This window comes from Brevundimonas sp. (assembly GCF_030704825.1).
In the GTDB taxonomy this organism is placed as follows: Bacteria; Pseudomonadota; Alphaproteobacteria; order Caulobacterales; family Caulobacteraceae; genus Brevundimonas.
The window spans coordinates 221,696-243,036 of sequence record NZ_JAUYNX010000014.1; the positions used below are offsets into that span (position 1 = coordinate 221,696).

The window sequence follows — 21,341 nt, forward strand, 5'->3', positions numbered from 1 at the left end:
ATCGGCTCCCCCTTGTCGTCGCCAGTCTGGCCGGCCCTCGCGATCGCGAAACTAGGAGGGCTGTCGATGGCGGAAAAGGCTTCCCCGGCAGAATTGTCGGTCTACCCACAGCCTCGCCGGAGCCCTTGCCCCAGGTTCGATCAGATACAAGCGGGCGCGCCAGCTGTGTGGGGGGGCGCGGGCCGCGTACGCGCCGGATGGGCCGAAACGTCAGGGCCTCTGGTTCCTGGCCCCGTCTCGACTGGCGCCAGGCGTCAAACCGTCGTCGCGTCGTCAGATTTGGTCACGCGGGAGGCCGGAAAACCATGTTACCTGGTTGGCTTCGTCGGGGTCCCTCCATGCTCGCCTTGGTCAAAAAGCTGTTCTGCCACCACGAGTGGGACATCAGCCGCAGTCGGCGCGGCGCCTATGTTTGCCGCAAATGCGGAAAGCGAATCGCGGCGGGCGCCGGCTGATCGACGGCGTCTTTGCTAAAGGAAGAGCCCCAACGGTCCGGCCAGCCAGGTCAGCCAGATACCCAGAGCCAGACAGGGCCCAAACGGCAGACGATCGCCGCCTGACACCGGTTTGCCGATCAGAACCCGCGCGGCGACAAGGCTGAGGCCCGCGGCGGCTGCCCACAGCAGCACGCTCGGGAGGCCCACCCAACCGACCCAGGCGCCCCCCGCGCCCAGCAGAAAGGGATCTCCGCCGCCCAGACCGTCGCGCCCGCGCAGCCGTCGATACACCAGGGCCAGCGACCAGAGAGCCCCGAAACCGATCGCTGCGCCGAGAAGGGCGTCGAGAGGCCCGATCCGGTCCAGAGCGACCGCCGCCAGCAGGCCAGTCCCGAGAAGCGGCAGGGTCAGCCGGTCCGGCAGCCAGAAATGCTCGGCGTCGATTACGGCGATCAGCAGCAACTGCCAGCCCAGCAGGGCAGTCAGGCCAGCGGCGACGGGAGAGGGCTGGGACAGGGCGCCCCAGACGCCGACGGCGGCGGCCGTCAGTTCCATCAGCGGGTAGCGCGCCGGAATGCGGGAGCCGCAGCCGGCGCAGCGGCCGCGGCTGACCGCATAACTGATCACCGGCGCCAGGCGCCAAGGCGCCAGCGGCCGGCCGCACCCGCCGCATCGAGACCGTCCAAGGATGATGTTCTCGCCGCGTGGCAGCCGCAGGCTGATGAGGCCGAGGAAGCTGCCGACGATCAGACCGGCGCCGCCCAACATCAGTGCGAGGATCGCTGGCGTCACCGTCGGGTCACTCTCGAGGAAGGCGGGTTGTCTTCCGAAAGACGGCGATTAGGCCCCTCGCGACGGCCTGCCAAGCCGGAGCGCGCAGCGGCTTCCCGCCGGTTTTGTGACGATCCCGCCGTATCGGGACGGTGTTTCATCGAACGGCGAAAACAACTTCACACAAGCGCGCCGGAACCGTCACCATTCGGCGCTCGCCCTGTCACATCCGGCTTCTAACGAAAACGCCGGGCAGGTGGGGCGATGACCGTCGTCGTGATCGGGGCTGGGAGCCCTGACGCCATCTGTCCTGCGTTCCTTTGGACCAGCCACGGTGGAAACGATGACCGGCTTTCGACTGACGACCCTGCTCGCGATCTCCGCCAGCGCCCTGACCCTCGCCGCCTGCGGCTCGGCCGAGGTCGCCTCGCCTGGCGAAGGCGATTTCGGCGGCGGCACGGGAGGCGGCGGCGGCGGCCCGGTTACGCCCCCTCCGGGCACGCCGGCGGCGGACTGCCCGACCGGCTTCTCGAATGTGGGCCTGATCGCGAGCAACACTCTGCGCGTTTGCCAGTTGCCGCAACAGATCAACGGCGCCCTGACGGTTCCGCTGCGCGCCGGCACCATCTACTCCATCACCGGCCGCACCGCGGTCGGCACCGACCAGGGCGTCGATCCGGCGGCTCCGATCGCCGGCAGCGTCCAGGGCATCCTGACCATCGAGGCGGGCGTCCGCATCTTCGCCTCGGGCGGCTCGGACTATCTGCTGGTGAACCGTGGCTCGCAGCTGTTCGCCGAAGGGACGGCGACCAATCCGATCGTCTTCACCAGCCGGCAGAACGTCGAATCCACGACCACCGAGAGCTCGCAAGGGCAATGGGGCGGCATCGTCCTGGCCGGCCGCGCGCCGCAGGCCAACTGCCAGCTGACCACACCTGTGACCTGCACGGGGACGGTTGAGGGCACCAGCGCCTTCTACGGCGGCAACACTCCGGCCGACAACTCGGGCCGGCTGCGCTACATCCAGATCAAGTTCTCCGGTTTCGAGATCTCGACCGGCAACGAGCTGCAGGGCCTGACCATGGCCGGCGTCGGCTCGGGCACGACGGTCGATCACATCCAGGTTTACAACAGCTCGGACGACGGCATCGAAATCTTCGGCGGCAACGTCAACCTGCGTCACATCGTGATCAACGGCGCCGATGACGATGGCCTGGACACCGACACCGGCTGGCGCGGCGGCGCCCAGTTCGGCATCGTGACCCAGCGCGCGCCCGGCTCCACCAGCCGCAGCGCCGGCTTCGAGTTCTCCTCGGCCCCGACCTCGGTGCCGCTGGCCTCGCGCTATGTCTCACGGCCCAAGATCGCCAATTGGACCCTGGTCGGCCGCAACTCGCCGACCGACGCCCACACTGTGGCGCACTTCGACTCGGGCAACGACGGCACGATCATCAACTCGGTGTTCACCAGCGTCGCCGGTTCGCTGGCCGGCTGTATGGCCATCAACGACGCGGACACCGCCACCAGCGGCGTGACCTTCAACTCGGTCTTCATGTCCTGCAGCCTGTCGTACCGTCCGGCCAACGCCGTGCTGTCGGCGGCGGCCTTCACCGCCGGAACGAACAACACCGCGGCGGGGACCTCCACCCTGACCGCCCCGGCCTCGGGCACAAGCCTGAGCAATCAGGTCCTGACCTTCATCAACGGCGCCAACGAGAACGCCGTGACGCCAGCCACCGCGGCTTCGGTGCATGCCTTCTTCCAGAACACCACCTACATCGGCGCCGTCCAGAACGCCGCCGATACCTGGTGGCAGGGCTGGACCTGCGGCCTGACGGCCGGCGCGACCTGCTGACGACGGATGCGGAGGCGGCCCGCCCGGGCCGCCTCCGGCTTTCGCCCAGTCCGTTGAACTCCTTCAAGGCGCAGATCATGAAGACCGTTACCTTGACCCTGAGCAGGGTCCTTCTGGCCACCAGCGCGCTGATCGCGCCCGGCGCCGCGTATGCTCAAACCCCGGTCCAGAGCGCGCCGCCGTCCGCGATCGCGCCGGATCCGTCTATCCAGGAAGATCCTGACACCGCCGGCGAACTGGACGAGGTCGTCGTTCTGGGTCGCTTCATTCCCGAACCGAACCGGGAGAGCGCCGAAGTCGCGGCCTTCCTGACGGCGGAGGACCTGGAGCGGACCGGCGACAGCAGCGCCGCGGGCGCCCTGGCGCGCGTGACCGGCCTGACGGTCGTCGAAGGGCGGTTCGTCTATGTGCGCGGTCTCGGCGAACGCTATTCATCGGCCCTGCTGAACGGCTCGCCCCTGCCGAGCCCGGAACCGCTGCAGCGGGTGGTCCCGCTTGATCTGTTTCCGTCCAGCGTTCTCGAGAGCGTCACGGTCCAGAAATCCTACTCGGTGGACTTCCCCGGCGAGTTCGGCGGCGGCGTGATCGACCTGCGCACCATCGATGCGCCGAATGAACCCTTCTTCTCCATGTCGGCGTCGATCGGCGGCAACACGGAGACGACCAACAAGGAGGGCCTGATCTATTTCGGTTCGCGCACCGACTTCACAGGCTTCGACGACGGCACGCGCGACATCCCCGAGCCGCTCGCCCTGGCCTTCGCCCGGGGCGTTCCGGTCAACAGCGCCAATGTCGAGGCCCAGGAACTCCAGCGGATCGGCCAGTCGCTGGTCAATGCACCGCTCCGCCTGCTGCAGCGCGGAACCACGCCGGTGAATTTCGGCTTCGACCTCGCCGGCGGATTGAAGAGCGACAGCAGCATCGGGACCTTCGGCCTGATCGCCGTGGCCGGCTACGGCAACAACTGGTCGACCCGCAACGGCGTTCAGGAAGAAGCCCAGTTCTCTGGCTCCGTGCTGGTGCCGGTCACCAGCAAGGCGTTCGAATCCAACCAGAACGACATCCAGCTGAACTTCCTCGGCGGCATGTCGCTGGTCACCGACAACAGCGAGTACCGCTGGACCAATTTCTACGTCCGCAACGTCACCAAGGAAGCCCGGATCAGCGTCGGGCCCGATTTCGACGCCGGCGGCGAGATTCAACGGACCGATTTCACCGAATGGTATGAACGCCAGCTGTTCTCCAGCCAGCTGGCCGGCGAGCACGAATTCATGGACGGAGCGCTGGAGTTCGCCTGGCGGGGCGCCTACGCCCTGACCGAGCGCAACGCGCCCTATGAGACCCGCTTCGAGTACGGAGTCGACGCCAGTGGCGAGTTCCTGCACGAGATCGGCGGCAACCGTATCTCGTTCAGCGAGCTGGACGACGACATCGTCTCCGGCGGAGCGGACCTGAGCTATACCCTGCCGCTGTCGGACTATCGCGACGCTGTCTTCAGCGTCGGTGTCGCCTGGTCGGACAACAACCGCGACGCCGAGCGTCGCGACCTGCAGTTCGTTCCCGCCAGCACCCTGACGGAAGAACAGCGCCGGTCACGCGTGGACTTCCTCTATTCGGATTTCAACATCGGCCCGACCGGGCTGATCCTGTCCGAGGTCACCGGCAGCGCGGGCAGCGGGGCGGCCGCCTATTCAGCCCAGCTCGAGGTCGCGGCGGCCTATGTACAGGTCGACGCGGAGTTCATCCCCCTGGTCCGCACCACCTTCGGCGTGCGCTATGAGGACGGCTACCAGTCTGTCACCACGCGCGATCTGTTCGGCGGGGCGGCGCCCTTCGCCCCGACCGAGATCGAGGAGCAGTATTTCCTGCCGTCGTTCACGGCGACGTGGAATTTCGCGGAAGACGAGCAGCTGCGTCTGGGGGCCTCCCAGACCATCGGCCGGCCGCAGTTCCGCGAGCTGGCGCCCCAGTCCTACACCGACCCGGAAACCGACCGCGAGTTCACCGGCAACCCCTTCCTGGTCGACACCGAAATCCTGAACCTGGACGCTCGCTACGAGTGGTTCTTCGCCCGCCAGCAATATCTGACGGCCGGCGTCTTCTACAAGGATCTGGACAAGCCGGTTGAAGCGACCATCGTGACGTCGGGCAATGCGCGCCAGCAGTCCTTCCTGAACTCGCCACAGGCGACCATCTACGGCGCCGAGATCGAGGCCAAGAAGTACTTCGAGTTTCCGGACAGCGGATCATCCTTCATCGCCAACAAGCGCTGGCTGGTGCAGGCGAATTACACCTGGTCCGACTCGGAAGTTCATGTCGAGGCCGGCGACGTCGTCCGGACCCCGGGCGGCGGCGGCGCGGACGAGGATGCGACCTTCTTCATCGAGGACGGCAGCCGCCTGCAGGGCCAGTCGGAGCATGTCGCCAATCTGCAGCTGGGTTGGGAGGACGATACGGCCCGGTCGCAGGCGACGATCATCGTCAACTACGTCAGCGAGCGCATCAGCGCCCGCGGGGCGGGCGGGGCGGGCAACCGCGAACCTGACTATATCCAGGACCCGGGCGTCTTCGTCGACTTCGTCTACCGCAAGGATTTCGAATACGCCGGCCGCGATCTGGGCTTCGCCCTTGAATTGCGCAACCTGCTGAACACGGAGTTCGACGAGTTTCAGGAGCTGGGCAACAAGATCCTGATCAACAACTACGAACTGGGATCGAGCGCGACGGTCAGCCTGACGGCGCGGTTCTAGGAGGTCTCGGGAGGCGGCTGTCAACCGCCTTCCGGGTCCGGCGGCAAGACGATTTTGCGGCAGTTCGTCCGCACCCGGTTCAACCGTCACGGCAAGTTCGCGGTGACGTCATGGGGCCGTGAAGCCCGGACCCGGACGATTGGTCTAGGAAGGCCGCCGGGCCGTCGGGGCCTGCCGGGGCATCCAGAAGTGATCGGCGCAGTTCGCCAGTTCAGCGGTACGGTTCGCGAGGCGCTGGCCGCCCGGCCCGACCGGTTGCGCCATGGCGTCGAGATCGCGCTGGCGCTGATCCTGGCGCTTCAACTGGGGCGGCTGGCGCTGATCGTCACCGCTCCCGTGACGGGCGGCCCGGCCGCTCCCGCGGACCCGGTTCAGGCCCGGCCGGTCGACTATTCCGTCTTCCAGCGCTTCGACGCCTTCTTCCGCACCGGCGGCCAGAGCAGCATGGCCGAGGCGTCGGCGACGGGCAGCAGCCAGATGCGTCTGTATGGCGTGCGGGCAGGGGGCGCCGGGGGCGGTTCGGCCATCATCGGTCTCTCCGACGGACGGCAGGTGTCGGTTGGCGTCGGCGAGGCCGTAGAGCCGGGTCTGATCCTGCAATCCGTCGGTCTCGACCACGTCGTGCTGGCGCGGGGACAGTCGGTGTCCCGGCTGGTCTTCGGCGAGGTCCCCGTCGGCGTCGCTCCGCCCCCGCCGCCGCCGCCCGAAGCCCAGACCATGACGCCGGAGCCGGCCGCCGCGTCGCCCGCCGTGGCCGTCGACCCGGCGCAGTTGATGGCCCAGGCCTCGCTCCGCCCGCGGATGCAGGGGACGCGCATCACCGGCTTCACCATCTCCGGGGCGGGCGACGGTACGGCGCTGGAGGCGGCCGGCCTGGAACCCGGCGATGTCCTCCTCGCGGTCAACGGCCAGGCGCTCGACCGGCTCGACCGCATCGCCGCCCTGCGCGGCCAGCTTTCCGGCAGCAGCAGCGTCGAAATCCGCTTCGAACGGGGCGGCGCGGTGCAGACCACCACCATAAGGACAGGCCGTTGAAGCGATCGAACCGCAGCGTCGTCGGCCTTGCCCTGGCTGCACTGCTGGCCGCCCCGGGGCTGCTCGGCGCCGCGCCGGCTTGGGCCCAGTCCGGCCAGCGCCAGACCCTGAACGTCCAGGGAGCCGACATCCGCGCCTTCATCCAGGATGTGGCCCGGTCGACGGGCCGCACCTTCATCGTCGACCCGGCGGTGACCGGCACGGTGACCGTGACCAGCGAGCGCGCCCTGACCCGCGCCCAGTTGTTCGAGGTCTTTCTGTCGACCCTGAGGGCCAATGGCCTGGTAGTGACGCCGACCGCGTCCGGCGCCTGGCGCATCAGCCCGGCGCAGGGCGCGGCGCAGGGGCCGTCGACGGTGGGTTCGGAACGCTTCTCCACCGAGGTCTTCCAGCTGCGCAACATCGACGCCGCCTCGGCCGCCGAGACCATCCGGCCGCTGGTGGGCCCCCAGGGGCAGGTGCTGGCCAATCCGGGCGCCAACAGCGTCGTCGTGGCCGACTTCGCCGACAACCTCGCCCGCATCCGCGCCCTGATCGGCCGCATCGATGTCGACCGAACCGGCTTCGAGGTCATCACCCTGCAGAACTCGTCGGCGCGAGAGATCGCGGCGGTGCTTCAGACCGTTCTGGCGCCTCCGGGCGGCCAGCCGGGGCAGGGGATGGTGTCGGTCACGCCCGTGGAGAGTTCCAATTCCATCGTCCTGCGCGGCGACCCGTCGGCCATGGCGCGCATCCGGCCCCTGATCGAGGACCTGGACCGGCGCGCCGAGTCCGCCGATGACGTCAAGGTCGTCTTCCTGCAACACGCCAACGCCGAGGCCCTCCTGCCGGTGCTGCAGCAGATCGTCGGCCAGCAGGTCACCCCGGCCAGCGCCAACGCGACCCCGGCGGCGACGCGGGGCGGAGCCGGAGCCGATGCGACGACCGAGGGTCCGGCCAGCGCCGTCCCGACGGCCCCGCTGCCGGGTCAGCGCGCCACCATCGCCCGTTTTCCGGGGGCCAACGCCCTGGTGATTTCGGCCTCCGCCGACACCCAGCGCACGTTGGCGGACGTCATTCACCAACTCGACCAGCGCCGTCAGCAGGTGCTGATCGAGGCCATTGTGGTCGAACTGTCCGACAACGCCGTTCGTGAACTCGGCGTCCAATGGCTGCTGGCGGGCGAGGACGGCAATCCGGTCGGCCTGACCAACTATTCGGACAGCGCGGTTCCCCTGCTGCCCATCGCGGGCGGCGCCGCCGCGGGCCAGCTGGACGAAGACGATCCACTCCGCGAGCAGTTGCAGAATCTGGCTCTGAACACCTTGCTGGGCGCCAATGGCTTCGTCGGCGGCGGGGGCGGGCGCATCGGCGACGGTCTGTTCGGCTTCATCATCAATGCCGCCAAGACCGACGACGGCTCCAACCTGCTGCAAACGCCGTCGTTGATGACGCTGGACAATGAGGAGGCCACCATCCTGGTCGGGCAGGAGGTGCCGATTACGACCGGCGAGACCCTGCTGGACGGCAATTCCAACCCGTTCCGCACGACCCAGCGTCAGGACATCGGCGTCAAGCTGATCGTCCGGCCCCAGATCAACGCCGGCGGCTCGATCACCCTGTTCCTGCGCCAGGAGGTGTCCAGCATCAACGGCGTCCTGACCAACTCGGCCAACGACCTGGTGCTGAACAAGCGCGAGCTGGAGACCACCCTGGTGGTCGATGACGGCGACATCGCCGTGGCCGGCGGCCTGCTGGACCAGAACGACCGGATGTCGATCGACAAGGTGCCCGGCCTTGGCGACATCCCGGGGATCGGCGCCCTGTTCCGCTCGACCAGTCGTCAGCGCGGGCGGACCAATCTGATGGTCTTCATCCGCCCGACCATCATCCGCACGCCCGCCGACGCCCAGACCCTGGCCGCCGACCGGTGGGGCTATATGCGCCAGCAGCAGCTGAACAACGCACCGGGCGTCGAACCCGGCCTGGACGAGATGCTGCGTGAATACATGCGAACCCAGGCCCCGGCCGCGCCAGACACGGCCGTCGCCGCGCCGGTCGGCGAGGTGATCGCGGCGCCGCTCCCTCCCGTCGCCGACCCCGCGCCGCAGGAGTAAGGGGGCCATGATCACCCTGGTCAATCCGACCCTGCCCTATGGTTTCGCAAAGCGGCACGGCGTCATTCTGCTGGATGCAGGGGAGGTCGCCGTGGTCGGCCTGCGCGAGGGCGCCGATCCGGCGGCCCTGATCGAGACCCGTCGGGTCGTGGGCCGGCCGCTTCGGATCGAGCGGCTCAGCCAGGCGGCCTTCGATCGACGTCTGTCGGAGGTCTATGCCGGCGACCGTCTGAACGCGGCCGACGGCGACGGGCTGGATATGCCGTCGGGGCTGGACAGTCTGATCGATGACATTCCCGCGGCCGCCGACCTGCTGGAGACGGCCGACGATGCTCCGGTCATCCGGCTGATCAACGGCGTCATCGCCGAGGCGGTGCGGGCGGGGGCCTCGGACATCCATCTGGAGCCGTTCGAGACCGCCCTGACGGTGCGGATGCGCGTGGATGGCGTGCTGCGCGAGGTCCTGTCGCTGAACCCTCGCATCACCCCGCTGCTGGTGTCGCGGATCAAGGTCATGGCGCGGTTGGATATCGCCGAAAAGCGGGTGCCGCAGGACGGGCGCATTCCGCTCGCCCTCGGCGGCAAGACGCTGGACGTCCGGGTCTCGACCCTGCCGTCGCGGGCGGGCGAGCGGGTCGTGCTGCGCATACTCGATCGCGATCAGGCCGAGCTCAAACTGGACCAGCTGGGCATGACCGGCGAGACGCTGGACGCCTTCCGCTCCGCGTTGAAGGAGCCGAACGGGATCATCCTCGTCACCGGGCCCACGGGGTCCGGCAAGACCACCTCCCTGTACGCCGGCCTGAGCCTGCTCAATGACGCGACCCGCAACATCCTGACGGTCGAGGATCCCGTCGAATACGCCATCGACGGCGTCGGCCAGACCCAGGTCAACACCAAGGTCGGCATGACCTTCGCCGCCGGCCTGCGCGCCATCCTGCGTCAGGATCCGGACGTGGTCATGGTGGGCGAAATCCGCGACGTGGAGACGGCCGGCATCGCCGTCCAGGCCGCCCTGACCGGCCATCTGGTGCTGTCCACCGTGCATACCAACGATGCGGCGGGCGCGATCACCCGTCTGCGCGACATGGGGGTGGAGCCCTTCCTGCTGGCCTCGACCCTGCGACTGATCGTGGCGCAGAGACTCGTGCGGCGCCTGTGCAAGGATTGTCGCCGCTCGGAACCCGCCGACGCCGCGACCGCACGCCTTGTCGGCGTCAGGACAGGCCAGGCGATCTGGCGCGCCCACGGATGCGCCCAATGCAACCAGACCGGATACGTCGGCCGGGTCGGCCTGTACGAAGCGATCCGCGTCGATGACCGTGTGCGCCGCCTTATCGCCGCCGAGGCGGATGAGGAGGCGATCAACGCTGTCGCCTTCGAGCGTTCGGACACCCTGTCCCGGCGCGCCCGCGCCTTTGTCCTCAATGGTCTGACCTCGGTCGAGGAGGCGGTTCGGGTGACGCGTCAGGATGCGGGAGAACCGGTCAGCGACGCATCGCCGCGCGAGGCGGCGGCCTGATGGCGGCGTTCGACTATGTGGCGGTGGACGCCGGCGGGCGCACGGTGACGGGCGCGCTGGCCGCCGACGATGAAAATGCGGCGCGGGCGCTGCTGGGCCGCCGCAGGCTGATGCCGCTGGAGATCATCCCGGCGCGCGGGGCGGTGCGGAAGGGCGGGCGGAGGACGGCGGGCAAGGGCGGGAAGCTGGACGCCAGGACCCTGGCCCTGACCACCCGGCAACTGTCCACCCTGGTGTCGGTCGCACCGATCGAGGAAGCGCTCAGGACCATAGCCCTGCAGGCCGACCGGCCGGCGGTGCGCCGGGTGCTGGAGGGAGTGCATGGCGGGGTGATGGAGGGCCGGCGGCTGTCGGACGCCATGGCCCTGCAGGGGCAGGCCTTTCCGCCGTTGTACCGGGCCATGGTGTCGGCGGGCGAGACGTCCGGCGCGCTGGAGCCCATCCTGGAACGACTCGCCGACGGGCTGGAACGCGACCAGACGGTGCGCGGCAAGGTGATCACGGCCCTGGTCTATCCGGCGGTGCTGGCTGTGGTGGCGCTGGGGGTCATCGGGGCGCTGATGACCTTCGTGGTGCCCAGGGTGGTCGACCAGTTCGACAGTATGAACCAGACCCTGCCGCCGCTGACGCGGCTGGTGATCGGGGTGTCGGACCTGATGCGCAACTGGGGCTGGCTGGCCCTCGTCATTGTGGTCCTGGTCGGGGTTGCGGGCGCCATCGCCCTGCGCAGGCCGGTCTTCCGGCTGGCGGTCGACACGGCGATCCTGCGCCTGCCATTGATCGGACGGCTGACCCGGGATCTGCACGGGGCGAAGATGGCCCGCACCCTGTCGACCATGATCGCGGCTGGCCTGCCGGTGCTGGAGGGACTGACCATCACGGCCCGCACGGTGTCCAACCGCCGGCTGCGCCTCGCCACCGGGACCATGGCCGACGCCGTGCGAGAGGGCGGGGGTCTGTCGGCGGCGATGCGCCGCGCCGACGTCTTCCCGCCGATCCTCGTCTACATGACCGCCTCTGGCGAGAGCAGCGGCCGGCTTGAGCCCATGCTGGAGCGCGCCGCCGACTATCTGGAGCGCGAATTCTCGACCTTCACGGCGGTGATGCTGAGCCTGCTCGAACCGGCGATCATCGTCGTCATGGGCGGCGTGGTCGCCCTGATCGTTCTGTCGATCCTGCTGCCCATCCTTCAGATCAACACCTTGGCCATGGGGTGACGGAGTTGCGAGAAATAACTGAAACCGAACGCAAAATCGCCGAGGCCCGTCGCAAGCGTGCGGGCTTTACGCTTGTCGAACTGATGGTGGTGATCGTGATTATCGGCCTGCTGGCGACAGTGGTGGCGATCAATGTCCTTCCCAGCCAGGACCGCGCCATGATCGGCAAGGCGAAGGCGGACATCTCCGTGCTGGAGCAGGCGGTCGAGACCTACCGCCTCGACAACCTGTCCTTCCCGGACGACCGGCAGGGTCTTCAGGCTCTTGTCGCCCCGCCGACCGGCCTGGCCCAGCCCGAGCGCTACCGCCAGGGCGGCTATGTCCGTCGCCTGCCCGAGGATCCCTGGGGCAATCCTTACCAGTACCGCCGCCAGAGCGCTCACGGCGGACAATTCGACGTCTTCTCCTACGGCGCGGACGGCACGGAAGGGGGCGAGGGCCATGACGCAGACCTCGGCAACTGGCAGGGCTAGCGGCCCTGTCGGGCCGCACGCGGATTGGCGTCGCTCGAGCATGGGTCGCGGGCCGCGGGACGGTTTCACCCTCGTCGAACTGCTGATGACGGTGGCGATCATCGGCCTGGCGACGGGGGCGGTCGTGCTGGCGGCGCCGGATCCGCGGCCGTCCGCAGGACAGGAGGCCGAACGGTTCGCTGCCCGGCTGAGCCGCGCCCGCGAGGAGGCCGTCCTGTCCAATCGCCCGGTGGCGGTCGAGACCACCTCCGTCGGCTACGGCTTCTCGTCGTTCGACGGCGCGAGCTGGTCGGCGCTGACGGACGGGCCGTTCGGGACCGAACTGTGGAGTGAGGGCGTGACGGTGTCGCCCGCCGAGCCCTTGCGAGTCGTTTTCGACCCCACGGGCGTGGCGGAGTCCGCGGCCCTGACGCTGAGCCGGAACGGTCGTGCGCGCACGGTCGCGGTCGACGGCGCCGGCGAGGTGACCATCGATGATTGAGCGGACCCGGACATCGCGCGGGGGCTTCACCCTGATCGAGTTGCTGGTCGCGCTGGCCGTGTTCAGCCTCGCCGCACTGACCCTGCTCAATCTGGCGGGAGAAAATACGCGGTCGGCGGTGCGGGTCGAGGACCGGACGCTCGGCGGGCTGGTGGCGGAAAACCTGGCGGTCGAGGCCGCGATCGCGCCGCACCTGGCCGAAGGCGAGACGTCGGGGCAGATTCCGATGGCGGGCCGCCGGTGGCGCTGGACGCGGATCGTCGCGGCCACGGACGACCCCGGACTGCTGCGCATCGACATCCGCGTCCTGACCGACGAGGGCCGGGCCGCCGACCGCACCCTGTTCAGGGCGAGGGGGTCCTGATGGAACGCCGCGCCGGTTTCACGCTCGTGGAGGTGCTGATCTCCCTGCTGATCTTCGCCATGATCGCGGCGGCGGGGGCGGCGGTGCTGGGTCTGTCGATCGACAACCGCTTCGCCATCAAGACGGCGTCCGACCGCACGGGCCACCTGCAGCGGATGCGCAGCCTGTTGAAGGCCGACCTGGGCCAGGCGGCGGCCCGCCGCTCGCGCGGTCCCACCGGGCGACCAGCGCCCCAGCCGATAGCGGGACCGGTCGCGCCGGGCGATCCGGCGCTCGTCCTCGCGCGCGCCGGGTGGAGCAATCCAGGCGAGCAGCCGCGTCCATCGTTGCAACGGGTCGAATACCGGGTGGTCGAGGGGCGGCTGGAGCGGCGCGTGTCGAGCCATCTCGACGGCGCCCGGCCCGGCCCGCCGCAGGTGCTGTACCGGGGCGTACGGGACCTGACCGTCTCCTTCGTGCGCGACGGGACCGAGGCGCCCGCCTTCATCACCACGCCGGAACGGCCGCTGCCGGACGCTGTGCGTCTGACGATGGTGCTGGACGGCTACGGGCGGGTCGAGCAGCTGTTTCTGGTCGGGGGCGGTTGATGCGGCGCCGATCGGACAATCGTGAGGGCATGGCCCTGCTGACCGTCCTGCTGCTGGTGGCGGTGATGTCGGTGGTGGCGGTGGCCGTTCTGGACGACGTGCGCTTTTCCGTGCGCCGCACCGCCAATGCGGAGACCCAGGCCCAGGCCCAATGGTACGCCTCCGGCGCCGAGGCGCTGGCTCGCCGCCAGGTCGGGCGTCTGATCGCCGCCGCGCCGGCCCGCACGCCGCTGGAACCCGAATGGAACGGTCTCGGGCTGTCGTTCCCGATCGACGGCGGAACGATCAGCGCGGTGATCACCGACGGCCAGGCCTGTTTCAACCTGAACAGCCTCGTCGAGGGCCAGGGCGAGGATCTGATCGCCCGGCCGTTGGGCGCCGCCCAATTCCTCGCGCTTGGGAAAGCCGTCGGAGCGCCGGACAGCCGGATGCGCGCGGTGGCGGACGCCCTGACCGACTGGCTGGACGCCGATACAGCGCCTCATCCCCTCGGAGCCGAGGACGGCGCCTATGCCGGTCTCACCACGCCTTACCGCACCGGGGGAGTTCTGCTGGCCGAGGTCAGCGAGCTGCGCGCCGTCAAGGGGGTGGACGCCGACCTCTACCGGCGTTTGCGGCCGCACGTTTGCGCGCTGCCGACCAGTCGGCTGTCGGCCCTCAACGTTAACACGCTGACGCTCGACCAGGCGCCGCTTCTGATGATGCTGACCGACAACCGCCTGGGCCGGGCGGCGGCCAGGGACCTGATCGCCCACAGACCGGTCGGCGGCTGGCCTGACGCCGACGACTTCTGGGCCGAGCCGGCGCTGGCGATGGTCGCCCCCTCCGATGAGGTGCGCGAGCAGGCTGCCGTGCTGACCCGCTTCTTCAATCTTCGCGTCGACATCGACTACGGCGGCGGCCGCGCCGTCCGCACCGCCCTTCTGCAGGCGCAGCCCGACGGCTCCGTCCGGACCGTCATCCAGCGATGGACTCCCGACGAATGAAAACCACCCGCCTGATCCTGATCCCCGCGACCGGCAACCGGCCGGCTCCCTTCCTGGTGATCGATACCGCCGGGGTCGTCATGGATCGCGGCGAGCTGACTCCGGACGGCGTCGAACCCGAATCGATGCGCACCGTCGCGGTGGTTCCGGGCGGCGACGTGTTGGTTCGATGGCTGGACCTGCCGGCGGGCAGCGCCGCGCAGGGGCGAGCCGCCGCGGTCTGGCTGCTGCGCGATCAGGTCGCCGCTCCGCCCGACCGGCTGTCCACGGTGCTCGGACCCCCGGTCCCGCCCGGGCAGGAACGCCTTGTCGCGGTCGTGAACCGGTCCCTGATCGAGGCCTGGACCGACTATCTGGCCGTCGTGGGGGTGCGGGCCGATGTGTTCATCCCGGACGTGCTGACCCTGTCCGAACCCGCAGCGGACGACGCGCTCTCGGCGGTCGCGTTCGGAGACGGCGTCGCCCTCCGCGGGCGCCGCTTCGCCGCCACGGTTCAACCCGATGTCGTTGATCTGGTCGCCGGCGGGCGCAGGGTTGTCGCGGTCCAGGATCCGGCGGTCGTTGAAAGCGCCCTGGTCGCGGCGGCGCGAACGCCGGCGATCAATCTGCTCGATACGGGCGAGCGCGAACGAGCGGCTCCCGGAGGATGGAAGCGGGCGGCGATTCTCGCGGCGCTCGCGGCGGCTTCCCCCTTGATGCTGACCGTGGCGTCCGCGGCGAGGGACGACATGGCGGCTGAACGGATGCGATCCGGGACGCTGGCGTCCATAGCCAAGGCCGCGCCGGATCTGGCCCGGGATCCGGATCCGGTCTCCGCTCTCCGCCGGCGTCTGGCTGCGGCGCCCCCGCCAGGCGGCGTCAGCGCGGCGGCGGCGGCCCTGTTCACCGCTGTCGAAGCGGTCGAGGGCGCCGAACTTGATCTTCTGATCGCCGATCCGGAGACCGGGGTGAAGGCCACGATCAGTCACCCCGCCTATGCTGACATGGCCGCGATCAAGGCGTCCATGGCCGAAGCCGGCATGACCGTCACGGAGACCGGCACGCTCGACGACGCGGGACGGGTGGTCAGCGATATCACCATAGGAGCCGGGCGATGAGATCCCTGACTGGGCGCCTTCACCAATGGTGGGACGGGCGCACCGCGCGCGAACGGCGCATGCTGATGCTGATGGCCTTGCTTGTGGCGGCGACGGCGGTCTGGTTGGGCGTCATCCGGCCGTCCATGGAATGGCGCGACGCAGCAGCGGCGGAACGGGTCCGGGCCGAGACTGACCTTGTGCAGGTGCGTGCAGGACTCGTACGCCTTACGCCCGCTGCGGCGCCCGGACAGGTCGCCGGCGATGCCGGTGGACTGGAGCCGCTGGTCCGACGGACAGCCGAGGCGACCGGTCTCCAGCTGACGACGGAGATGGACGCATCGGGTGGGTTGGCCTTCCGGATATCCAGCGGCTCCAGCGCGGCCGTGTTTGGATGGCTGGCCGCTCTGCAGACCGATCACGGCGTCGATGTCAGCGCCCTTGGCGTGGTGGAGAACACCGACGCTTCGCTCCAGGTCGAGGGCAGCCTCTCGCGGTGACCGGAGCGGCGGCGGAGGTTTCTCAGTGGCTGTCGTGGCCGTGGGTATCGCTTTCCGTCGCCCCCGCGGCCCAGCCCTCGCCGTCGGTCTCCGCGAACCAGAACGGCGCCCGCGGCCTCTGCCTCGGGGCCACCTCGTTCATGCCCGTATCGTACACCCGGCCGTTGGCGATGGTGTAGGCGATCGACGTCGTGTTCCTGATGTTCTCCAGCGGGTTGGCGTTCATCACCACCATGTCGGCCAGCTTGCCGGGCTCCAGCGAACCCAGGTCCCGGTCCAGTCCCAGCGACCGCGCGCCGTTGATCGTGCCGGCGCGGATGGCGTCGATCGGGGCCATGCCGCCCAGGGCGAGGCTCCACAGCTCCCAGTGGGCGGCCAGGCCCTCGCGCTGGCCGTGGGCGCCGATCGAGACGCTGACGCCCTGTTCGGACAGGCGTGTCGCCTCGCGCGCTACCGAGATGTGGTTCCACTCGTTGTCCGGCAGGGTCACCGGGCGGCGGGCGCGAGAGTCCAGGATCCGGCGCGGAACGTATTGCGTCAGGATCGGGTGATCCCAGACCGGGCTCTCCTGATACCAGTAGTTCTCGCCGTAGCTGCCGCCGAAGGCCACCACCAGGGTCGGGTTGTAGGCCGTGCCGGTCTGGCGCCACAGCTGGTGCACGTCGTCGTACATGCGGGCCAGGGGGATGGAATGCTCGACCGTGGTGTGGCCGTCGACGATCATGGACATGTCGGCGTGGAACAGGGAGCCGCCCTCGGGCACCACCATCATGTTCAGCTGGCGCGCCGCCTCGATGATCTGCTGGCGCTGGTCGCGGCGCGGCTGGTTGTAGCTCTTGACGCTCCAGGCGCCCGCCGACTGCATGCGGCGCAGGGTCGACAGGGCGTCGTCCAGACTGTCGATCTTCACCGTCCCGGCGCTGGTGGCGCCGTACAGGATCGAGCCGGTCGAGAAGATGCGCGGGGCCACCACCCGCCCGGCGCGGGCCAGTTCACTGTGGGCGAAGATCTCGCTGGTGTCGCTGGACGGGTTGTGGATCGTGGTCACGCCGAAGGCGAGGGACGCGTAGTCGACCCAGCTCTGCTCCGGGATAATCTCGTCCGAGCCCATGGACCCGTGCCAGTGGGCGTCGACCAGACCGGGCATGATGGTCTTGCCGGCCATGTCCATGACCGGGACGCCGGCGGGGACGGGGGTGGTCGCGGCCGGGCCGATGGCCTCGATCCGGTTGCCGTTCACGATGACGACGCCGTTCTCGATGACCTCGGCGCCGTTCATGGTGATCAGCCGCGCCCCGGTCAGGGCCATGCGGCCCTCGGGCCGATCTGCTTCGGCGCTGAAGCCGATGTTGATCCCGCGCTCGTCGGGTTTGGGCAGTTCGTCCGGGGCACCGTCGACGAAGGCGAAAGACTGATTCAGATCGCGGGTGAACAGCTCGGGCCCCTGCGACCAGTGCAGGCGGCGGCTGTCGCCGGACCAGCTCAGCCATTCTCCGGAGTCGCGGGTGACCCGGGCCTGGGGCAGGGACTTGCCGTCCGGGGCCAGGGCGACCGGCCTTCCGGCGGCGACGAAGGGAGCGACATAGGCGTTGAACCGCTCGGTCCAGCCGACCCAGTTTCCGTCGGGCGAGACGGCGAACTCGCTGGCCCATTCCGAGGTCAGGTGGGTGCGTTGGTCGTCGCCGTCGAGGTCGACCGAGATCAGGGTGCGCTTGTCGCCGTCGCGGCCGGTCAGGAACAGGCGCTCGCCGTCGGCCCCGAACTGCGGGCCCTCGCCGTCGTCGGTGACATGGACCGGTTCGCCGCCCGCCGTGGGGATGCGGTAGACGCCGGGATCGCGGCTCCACAGGGCGGTCGTCAGGAAGCCGTCGCTGACCGTGCGATAGACGATGGTGCGGCCGTCGGGCGAGAAGACGGGCTCGACGTAATGGCCGGGGTTGGGCGTCACCACCCGGCCCGCGCCGCCGGACGCCGGGACCACGCGGATGGAACCCAGCTCCTGGTCGTCCCAGGTCGTATAGACGATCGAGCGGCCATCGCGGGACCAGGACGGATAGAGTTCGAAATGGTCGCTCTGGCGCGTCAGCCGGCGCGGCGTCCCGGTCGGCAGATCGCGGATCCACAGATTGCCGAGGGCCTCGAACACCACCTTCGTGCCATCGGGCGAAGGACGGGCCCAGCGGATCATCCTGACGTCGAACCGGTCAGGCGCGGCCTCGACCGGGAAGCGGACCGTCTCCTGTACGCGGCGGGTGTCGGCGACGTGGAAGGGGATGTCGGTCACGGCCTGGGTGGCCACATCGACGCGCTGGATGCGGCCGTCGGCCCAGAAGACGATCGAGCGGTTGTCCGGGGTCCAGCTGATCCCCGGATAGACGCCGTGGATGGCCCAGGTCTCCTGCATGTCGCGGTCGAGGGCCGAGAAGACCGGCGTCTCACGCCCGGACTCGATATCCATGACGTACAGGGTCGACTGGTAGCGGACGCGCCGGATGAAGGCGATCGACTTGCCGTCGGGCGACGGCGTCGGCCGGATCGAGCCGCCGGGGCCGGTGATGTAGGGATCGATTTCGCCCGTCTCGCGGTCGAGGCGGCGGATGATGTAGATCTGGGTGTTGGGGTCCTTGCTGTATTCGAAGGTGTTCCCCGGCGTGGCGTCGTCGCTGAAATACAGATAGCGGCCGTCGGGCGAGAAGGCGGGCTCGCCCGTATCCTTCTGCTGCGTCCGGCGCTCGGTCATCTGCACCCCGCCGCCGCCCGAGCGGTGGTACATCCACAGCTCGCCGGCCCCCAGCGACCGGGCCGAGGTGAAATGCTTGCGGGCGACGATGAACTGGCCGTCGGGCGACCACTCCGGCTGGTTCAGCAGGCGGAAGGTCTCCTTGGACACCTGCGTCGGGTTCGACCCGTCGGCGTCCATGATCCAGATGTTGTCGCCGCCGCCGCGGTCCGAGGTGAAGGCGATGTGGCGGCCGTCGGGCGACCAGCGCGGCTGCATCTCCCAGGCCACCCCCGAGGCAATGGCGCGCGCCTCACCCCCCGCGGCCGGCATCACATAGATGTCGCCCAGCAGGTCGAAGACCAGGGTCTGGCCGTCGGGGCTGACGTCCAGCGACATCCAGGTGCCGCGGGTGACGTCGATCGGAATATCGCGTGACGGTCCGGGCGGGTTCTGCACGTCCCATCTGGGCGTCTCGTCAGGCCCGGCGGCTTCATCGGCGAGCGGCGGCGCGGCCGGCGCCGGCTCGGGCGTCTGGGCCCGGACCGGACAGGCGAGGGCCAGCACGGCGGCCATGGCCAGGATTACGCGCTTCATGCTGTCGTCCCCGAGACGTCTGCGGACGTCTCGTCCGTCCCGCAGGCGGCCGCGTCCTTGCCGAAGACGCAAATGAGCACCGCCGGACACCGCAAGTCCAGTCCCCGGGCGTCCGGGATGCATCGATGGACCTGACCCAATAATATCATCGTATAATTTGAAGCAGCCCTGCCTTTAAGGTTCCGGGCCGAACGTATAGAGCGAAGCCATGCCCGCTCTGTCGAACAGACATGGTTTTGGATCCGCCCTGCGGGGAGGAAGCCATATCGTTTCCAGCCACGACCAGATCGTGCGCTCCCTCGGCCAGGACATCCTCAGCGGTCGAATTCCGCCCGGGGAAAAGCTTCCCAGCGAAGCCGAGCTGCTGGAGCGTTTCGGCGTTTCCCGAACCGCCCTGAGAGAGGCGCTGAAGACCCTCTCCGCCAAGGGGTTCCTTGTGGTCAAGACGCGGGTCGGCACCAAGGTGACCGATCCCGCGCGTTGGAACTTCTTCGACACGGAGGTTCTGTCCTGGCAGGTGGGCAACGGAATGGACGCGACCTTCCGGCGTCATCTGGCCGAGGTGCGCCGCGCGCTCGAGCCGGCGGCTGCCGCCCTCGCCGCGGCCCATCGCACGCCCGACGATCTCGCGGCGATGCGGGAAGCAATCGAGGCGATGCGACGCGAGCAACAGTCCGAATATGACTTCGCCCGGGCGGATCTGGAACTGCACCTCGCCGTCGCGGTCGCGTCGAAAAATCCGATGATGCGCTCATTGGCGAGCGTCATAGAAACAGCGCTGCTGGAAGCGTTCACGCTGAGTCCGCCCACGCGGGAACCGAAGCTTCATCGCGATACCGTGGAGGCCCACGAGCGGATCGTGGACTGTATCGAGAAGGCGGACGGCGCCGGCGCGGCGGCGGCCATGGTCGCGGTCATATACGCCGGATATCAGCGCGTGGAAGCCGAGCGCGACCTCGGCCACAGCGGGCGTCGCTGATCCAGCCGCCGCCGCGGGTCCTAGGGAACGAGCAACCGGCGCAGCGCCGGGACGGCGGCGATCAGGTCGCGCGTCACCAGGGCGGCGAAGAAGTCCGCGCCTTCCCCTCCGAGGTGGGTGTAGTCAAACGCCGCCTTCGCCTGTCCCAGCGGCTCGACCGCGGCGTTGACTTCGGCCTGCGCGGGCGGCGTCCCCACGCCGGTGGAGCCGGGGATGGTCGTTCCGGTCAACATGGCCGCCGCGACCTCACGGGAGGGCGCCGCCTGGGCGAGACGCGCCGACATCATGGGCCCCAGAGCCTGCACGACGGCGGCGCTGGCGGCGTTCAGATCCACCAGGGGAGTTCCCGTCTCGGCCGCCACCGCGCGCACCGCGTCGGCCCAGGGCTCGAGGTCGTTCTGAAGCTGGCCATCGACGAATTGGCGCCGCGTGAGCGGCGTCACCAGCACGGGGATGGCCCCGCGTTCGCGGGTCTCGGCCACATACCGCCTGAGATTGGCGGGAAACTCGGTCGCAAGGTCGGTCGATCGCCCCGGCTTGCCCGGCTGGTCGTTGTGCCCGAACTGGATCAGCACATAGGTCGCAGCGTATCCGGGCGTGGACATCTCCGCCAGGGCCAGGTCCCAGGAGCCCTCCGTGCGGTAGTTGCCGCTGCTGCGACCGCCGCGCGCCAGGTTCACGCAGGCCAGAAAGGACGTTACGTGATCGGCGCAGAAGCTCGGACCCCAGCCGCCGATCACCGCCGTGGTTGAATCCCCCACGAGGATGATCTTGGACGCGGAGATGCGCTGCGCGGCTGCGGCCTCCGGCGCGGGCGCCGCTTGAGGCGCGGGGAGGGGGGAGGCGAGCTGAAGCGACAGGATCGCGGCGAGCGCGGCGTGCATGATGATCCTCCG

General features: G+C 69.3%; 17 protein-coding genes. 14 read left to right on the top strand and 3 right to left on the bottom strand.

The window, feature by feature from the left end; genetic code table 11:
- Positions 1-470: 470 nt before the first annotated feature.
- Positions 471-1,229: an A24 family peptidase gene (locus tag Q8Q71_RS06580; protein WP_305758829.1), complete on the bottom strand. Its 759-nt coding sequence runs from the start codon at positions 1,227-1,229 to the stop codon at positions 471-473.
- Positions 1,230-1,551: 322 nt separating this feature from the next.
- Here Q8Q71_RS06580 and Q8Q71_RS06585 point away from each other — a divergent pair, with 322 nt between their 5' ends.
- From Q8Q71_RS06585 to gspM, 13 genes are all read left to right on the top strand, one after another.
- The gene (locus Q8Q71_RS06585) at positions 1,552-3,063 is read left to right on the top strand and encodes a hypothetical protein (protein WP_305758830.1); all 1,512 of its coding nucleotides are present in this window, start codon (positions 1,552-1,554) and stop codon (positions 3,061-3,063) included.
- 92 nt (positions 3,064-3,155) lie between these two features.
- Entirely contained in the window at positions 3,156-5,813 is a 2,658-nt protein-coding gene (locus Q8Q71_RS06590) for a TonB-dependent receptor domain-containing protein (protein WP_305758831.1), read from the top strand.
- A gap of 189 nt (positions 5,814-6,002) precedes the next feature.
- On the top strand, positions 6,003-6,848 hold the full coding sequence (locus Q8Q71_RS06595; protein WP_305758832.1) for a type II secretion system protein N: 846 nt from the start codon (positions 6,003-6,005) through the stop codon (positions 6,846-6,848).
- Positions 6,845-8,944 carry a type II secretion system secretin GspD gene (gene gspD / locus Q8Q71_RS06600; protein ID WP_305758833.1) on the top strand — a complete coding sequence of 700 codons (2,100 nt, stop codon included), beginning with the start codon at positions 6,845-6,847 and terminating at the stop codon, positions 8,942-8,944. The genes Q8Q71_RS06595 and gspD overlap by 4 nt, the downstream gene beginning before the upstream one ends.
- 7 nt (positions 8,945-8,951) lie before the next feature.
- Complete coding sequence (gspE, locus tag Q8Q71_RS06605) at positions 8,952-10,466, top strand: type II secretion system ATPase GspE (protein ID WP_305758834.1); 1,515 nt, start codon at positions 8,952-8,954, stop codon at positions 10,464-10,466.
- Positions 10,466-11,683, top strand: coding sequence for a type II secretion system inner membrane protein GspF (gene gspF / locus Q8Q71_RS06610; RefSeq protein ID WP_305758835.1), 1,218 nt, complete (start codon positions 10,466-10,468; stop codon positions 11,681-11,683). The genes gspE and gspF overlap by 1 nt, the downstream gene beginning before the upstream one ends.
- 14 nt (positions 11,684-11,697) lie before the next feature.
- Entirely contained in the window at positions 11,698-12,156 is a 459-nt protein-coding gene (gene gspG / locus Q8Q71_RS06615; protein ID WP_305759014.1) for a type II secretion system major pseudopilin GspG, read from the top strand.
- A gap of 40 nt (positions 12,157-12,196) precedes the next feature.
- Positions 12,197-12,637: a GspH/FimT family pseudopilin gene (locus tag Q8Q71_RS06620; protein ID WP_305758836.1), complete on the top strand. Its 441-nt coding sequence runs from the start codon at positions 12,197-12,199 to the stop codon at positions 12,635-12,637.
- Positions 12,630-13,001 (top strand): type II secretion system minor pseudopilin GspI, encoded by a 372-nt coding sequence (gspI, locus tag Q8Q71_RS06625; RefSeq protein ID WP_305758837.1) that lies wholly within the window; start codon positions 12,630-12,632, stop codon positions 12,999-13,001. Before Q8Q71_RS06620 ends, gspI begins: the two co-directional genes overlap by 8 nt.
- The gene (gene gspJ / locus Q8Q71_RS06630; protein ID WP_305758838.1) at positions 13,001-13,588 is read left to right on the top strand and encodes a type II secretion system minor pseudopilin GspJ; all 588 of its coding nucleotides are present in this window, start codon (positions 13,001-13,003) and stop codon (positions 13,586-13,588) included. Before gspI ends, gspJ begins: the two co-directional genes overlap by 1 nt.
- Before the next feature lie 29 nt (positions 13,589-13,617).
- A complete protein-coding gene (gene gspK, locus Q8Q71_RS06635) occupies positions 13,618-14,574 on the top strand; it encodes a type II secretion system minor pseudopilin GspK (protein ID WP_305758839.1) in 957 nt (318 codons plus the stop codon).
- Complete coding sequence (gene gspL / locus Q8Q71_RS06640; RefSeq protein WP_305758840.1) at positions 14,571-15,671, top strand: type II secretion system protein GspL; 1,101 nt, start codon at positions 14,571-14,573, stop codon at positions 15,669-15,671. Before gspK ends, gspL begins: the two co-directional genes overlap by 4 nt.
- Positions 15,668-16,150, top strand: coding sequence for a type II secretion system protein GspM (gene gspM, locus Q8Q71_RS06645; protein ID WP_305758841.1), 483 nt, complete (start codon positions 15,668-15,670; stop codon positions 16,148-16,150). The genes gspL and gspM overlap by 4 nt, the downstream gene beginning before the upstream one ends.
- Before the next feature lie 22 nt (positions 16,151-16,172).
- Here gspM and Q8Q71_RS06650 read toward each other — a convergent pair whose 3' ends face one another.
- A complete protein-coding gene (locus Q8Q71_RS06650) occupies positions 16,173-19,466 on the bottom strand; it encodes an amidohydrolase family protein (protein WP_305758842.1) in 3,294 nt (1,097 codons plus the stop codon).
- Between the two features lie 208 nt (positions 19,467-19,674).
- On the opposite strand from Q8Q71_RS06650, the gene Q8Q71_RS06655 reads away from it, so the two are divergent.
- Positions 19,675-20,445, top strand: coding sequence for a FadR/GntR family transcriptional regulator (locus tag Q8Q71_RS06655; protein ID WP_305758843.1), 771 nt, complete (start codon positions 19,675-19,677; stop codon positions 20,443-20,445).
- Between the two features lie 20 nt (positions 20,446-20,465).
- Here Q8Q71_RS06655 and Q8Q71_RS06660 read toward each other — a convergent pair whose 3' ends face one another.
- Entirely contained in the window at positions 20,466-21,329 is an 864-nt protein-coding gene (locus tag Q8Q71_RS06660) for a rhamnogalacturonan acetylesterase (RefSeq protein ID WP_305758844.1), read from the bottom strand.
- Positions 21,330-21,341: the final 12 nt, after the last annotated feature.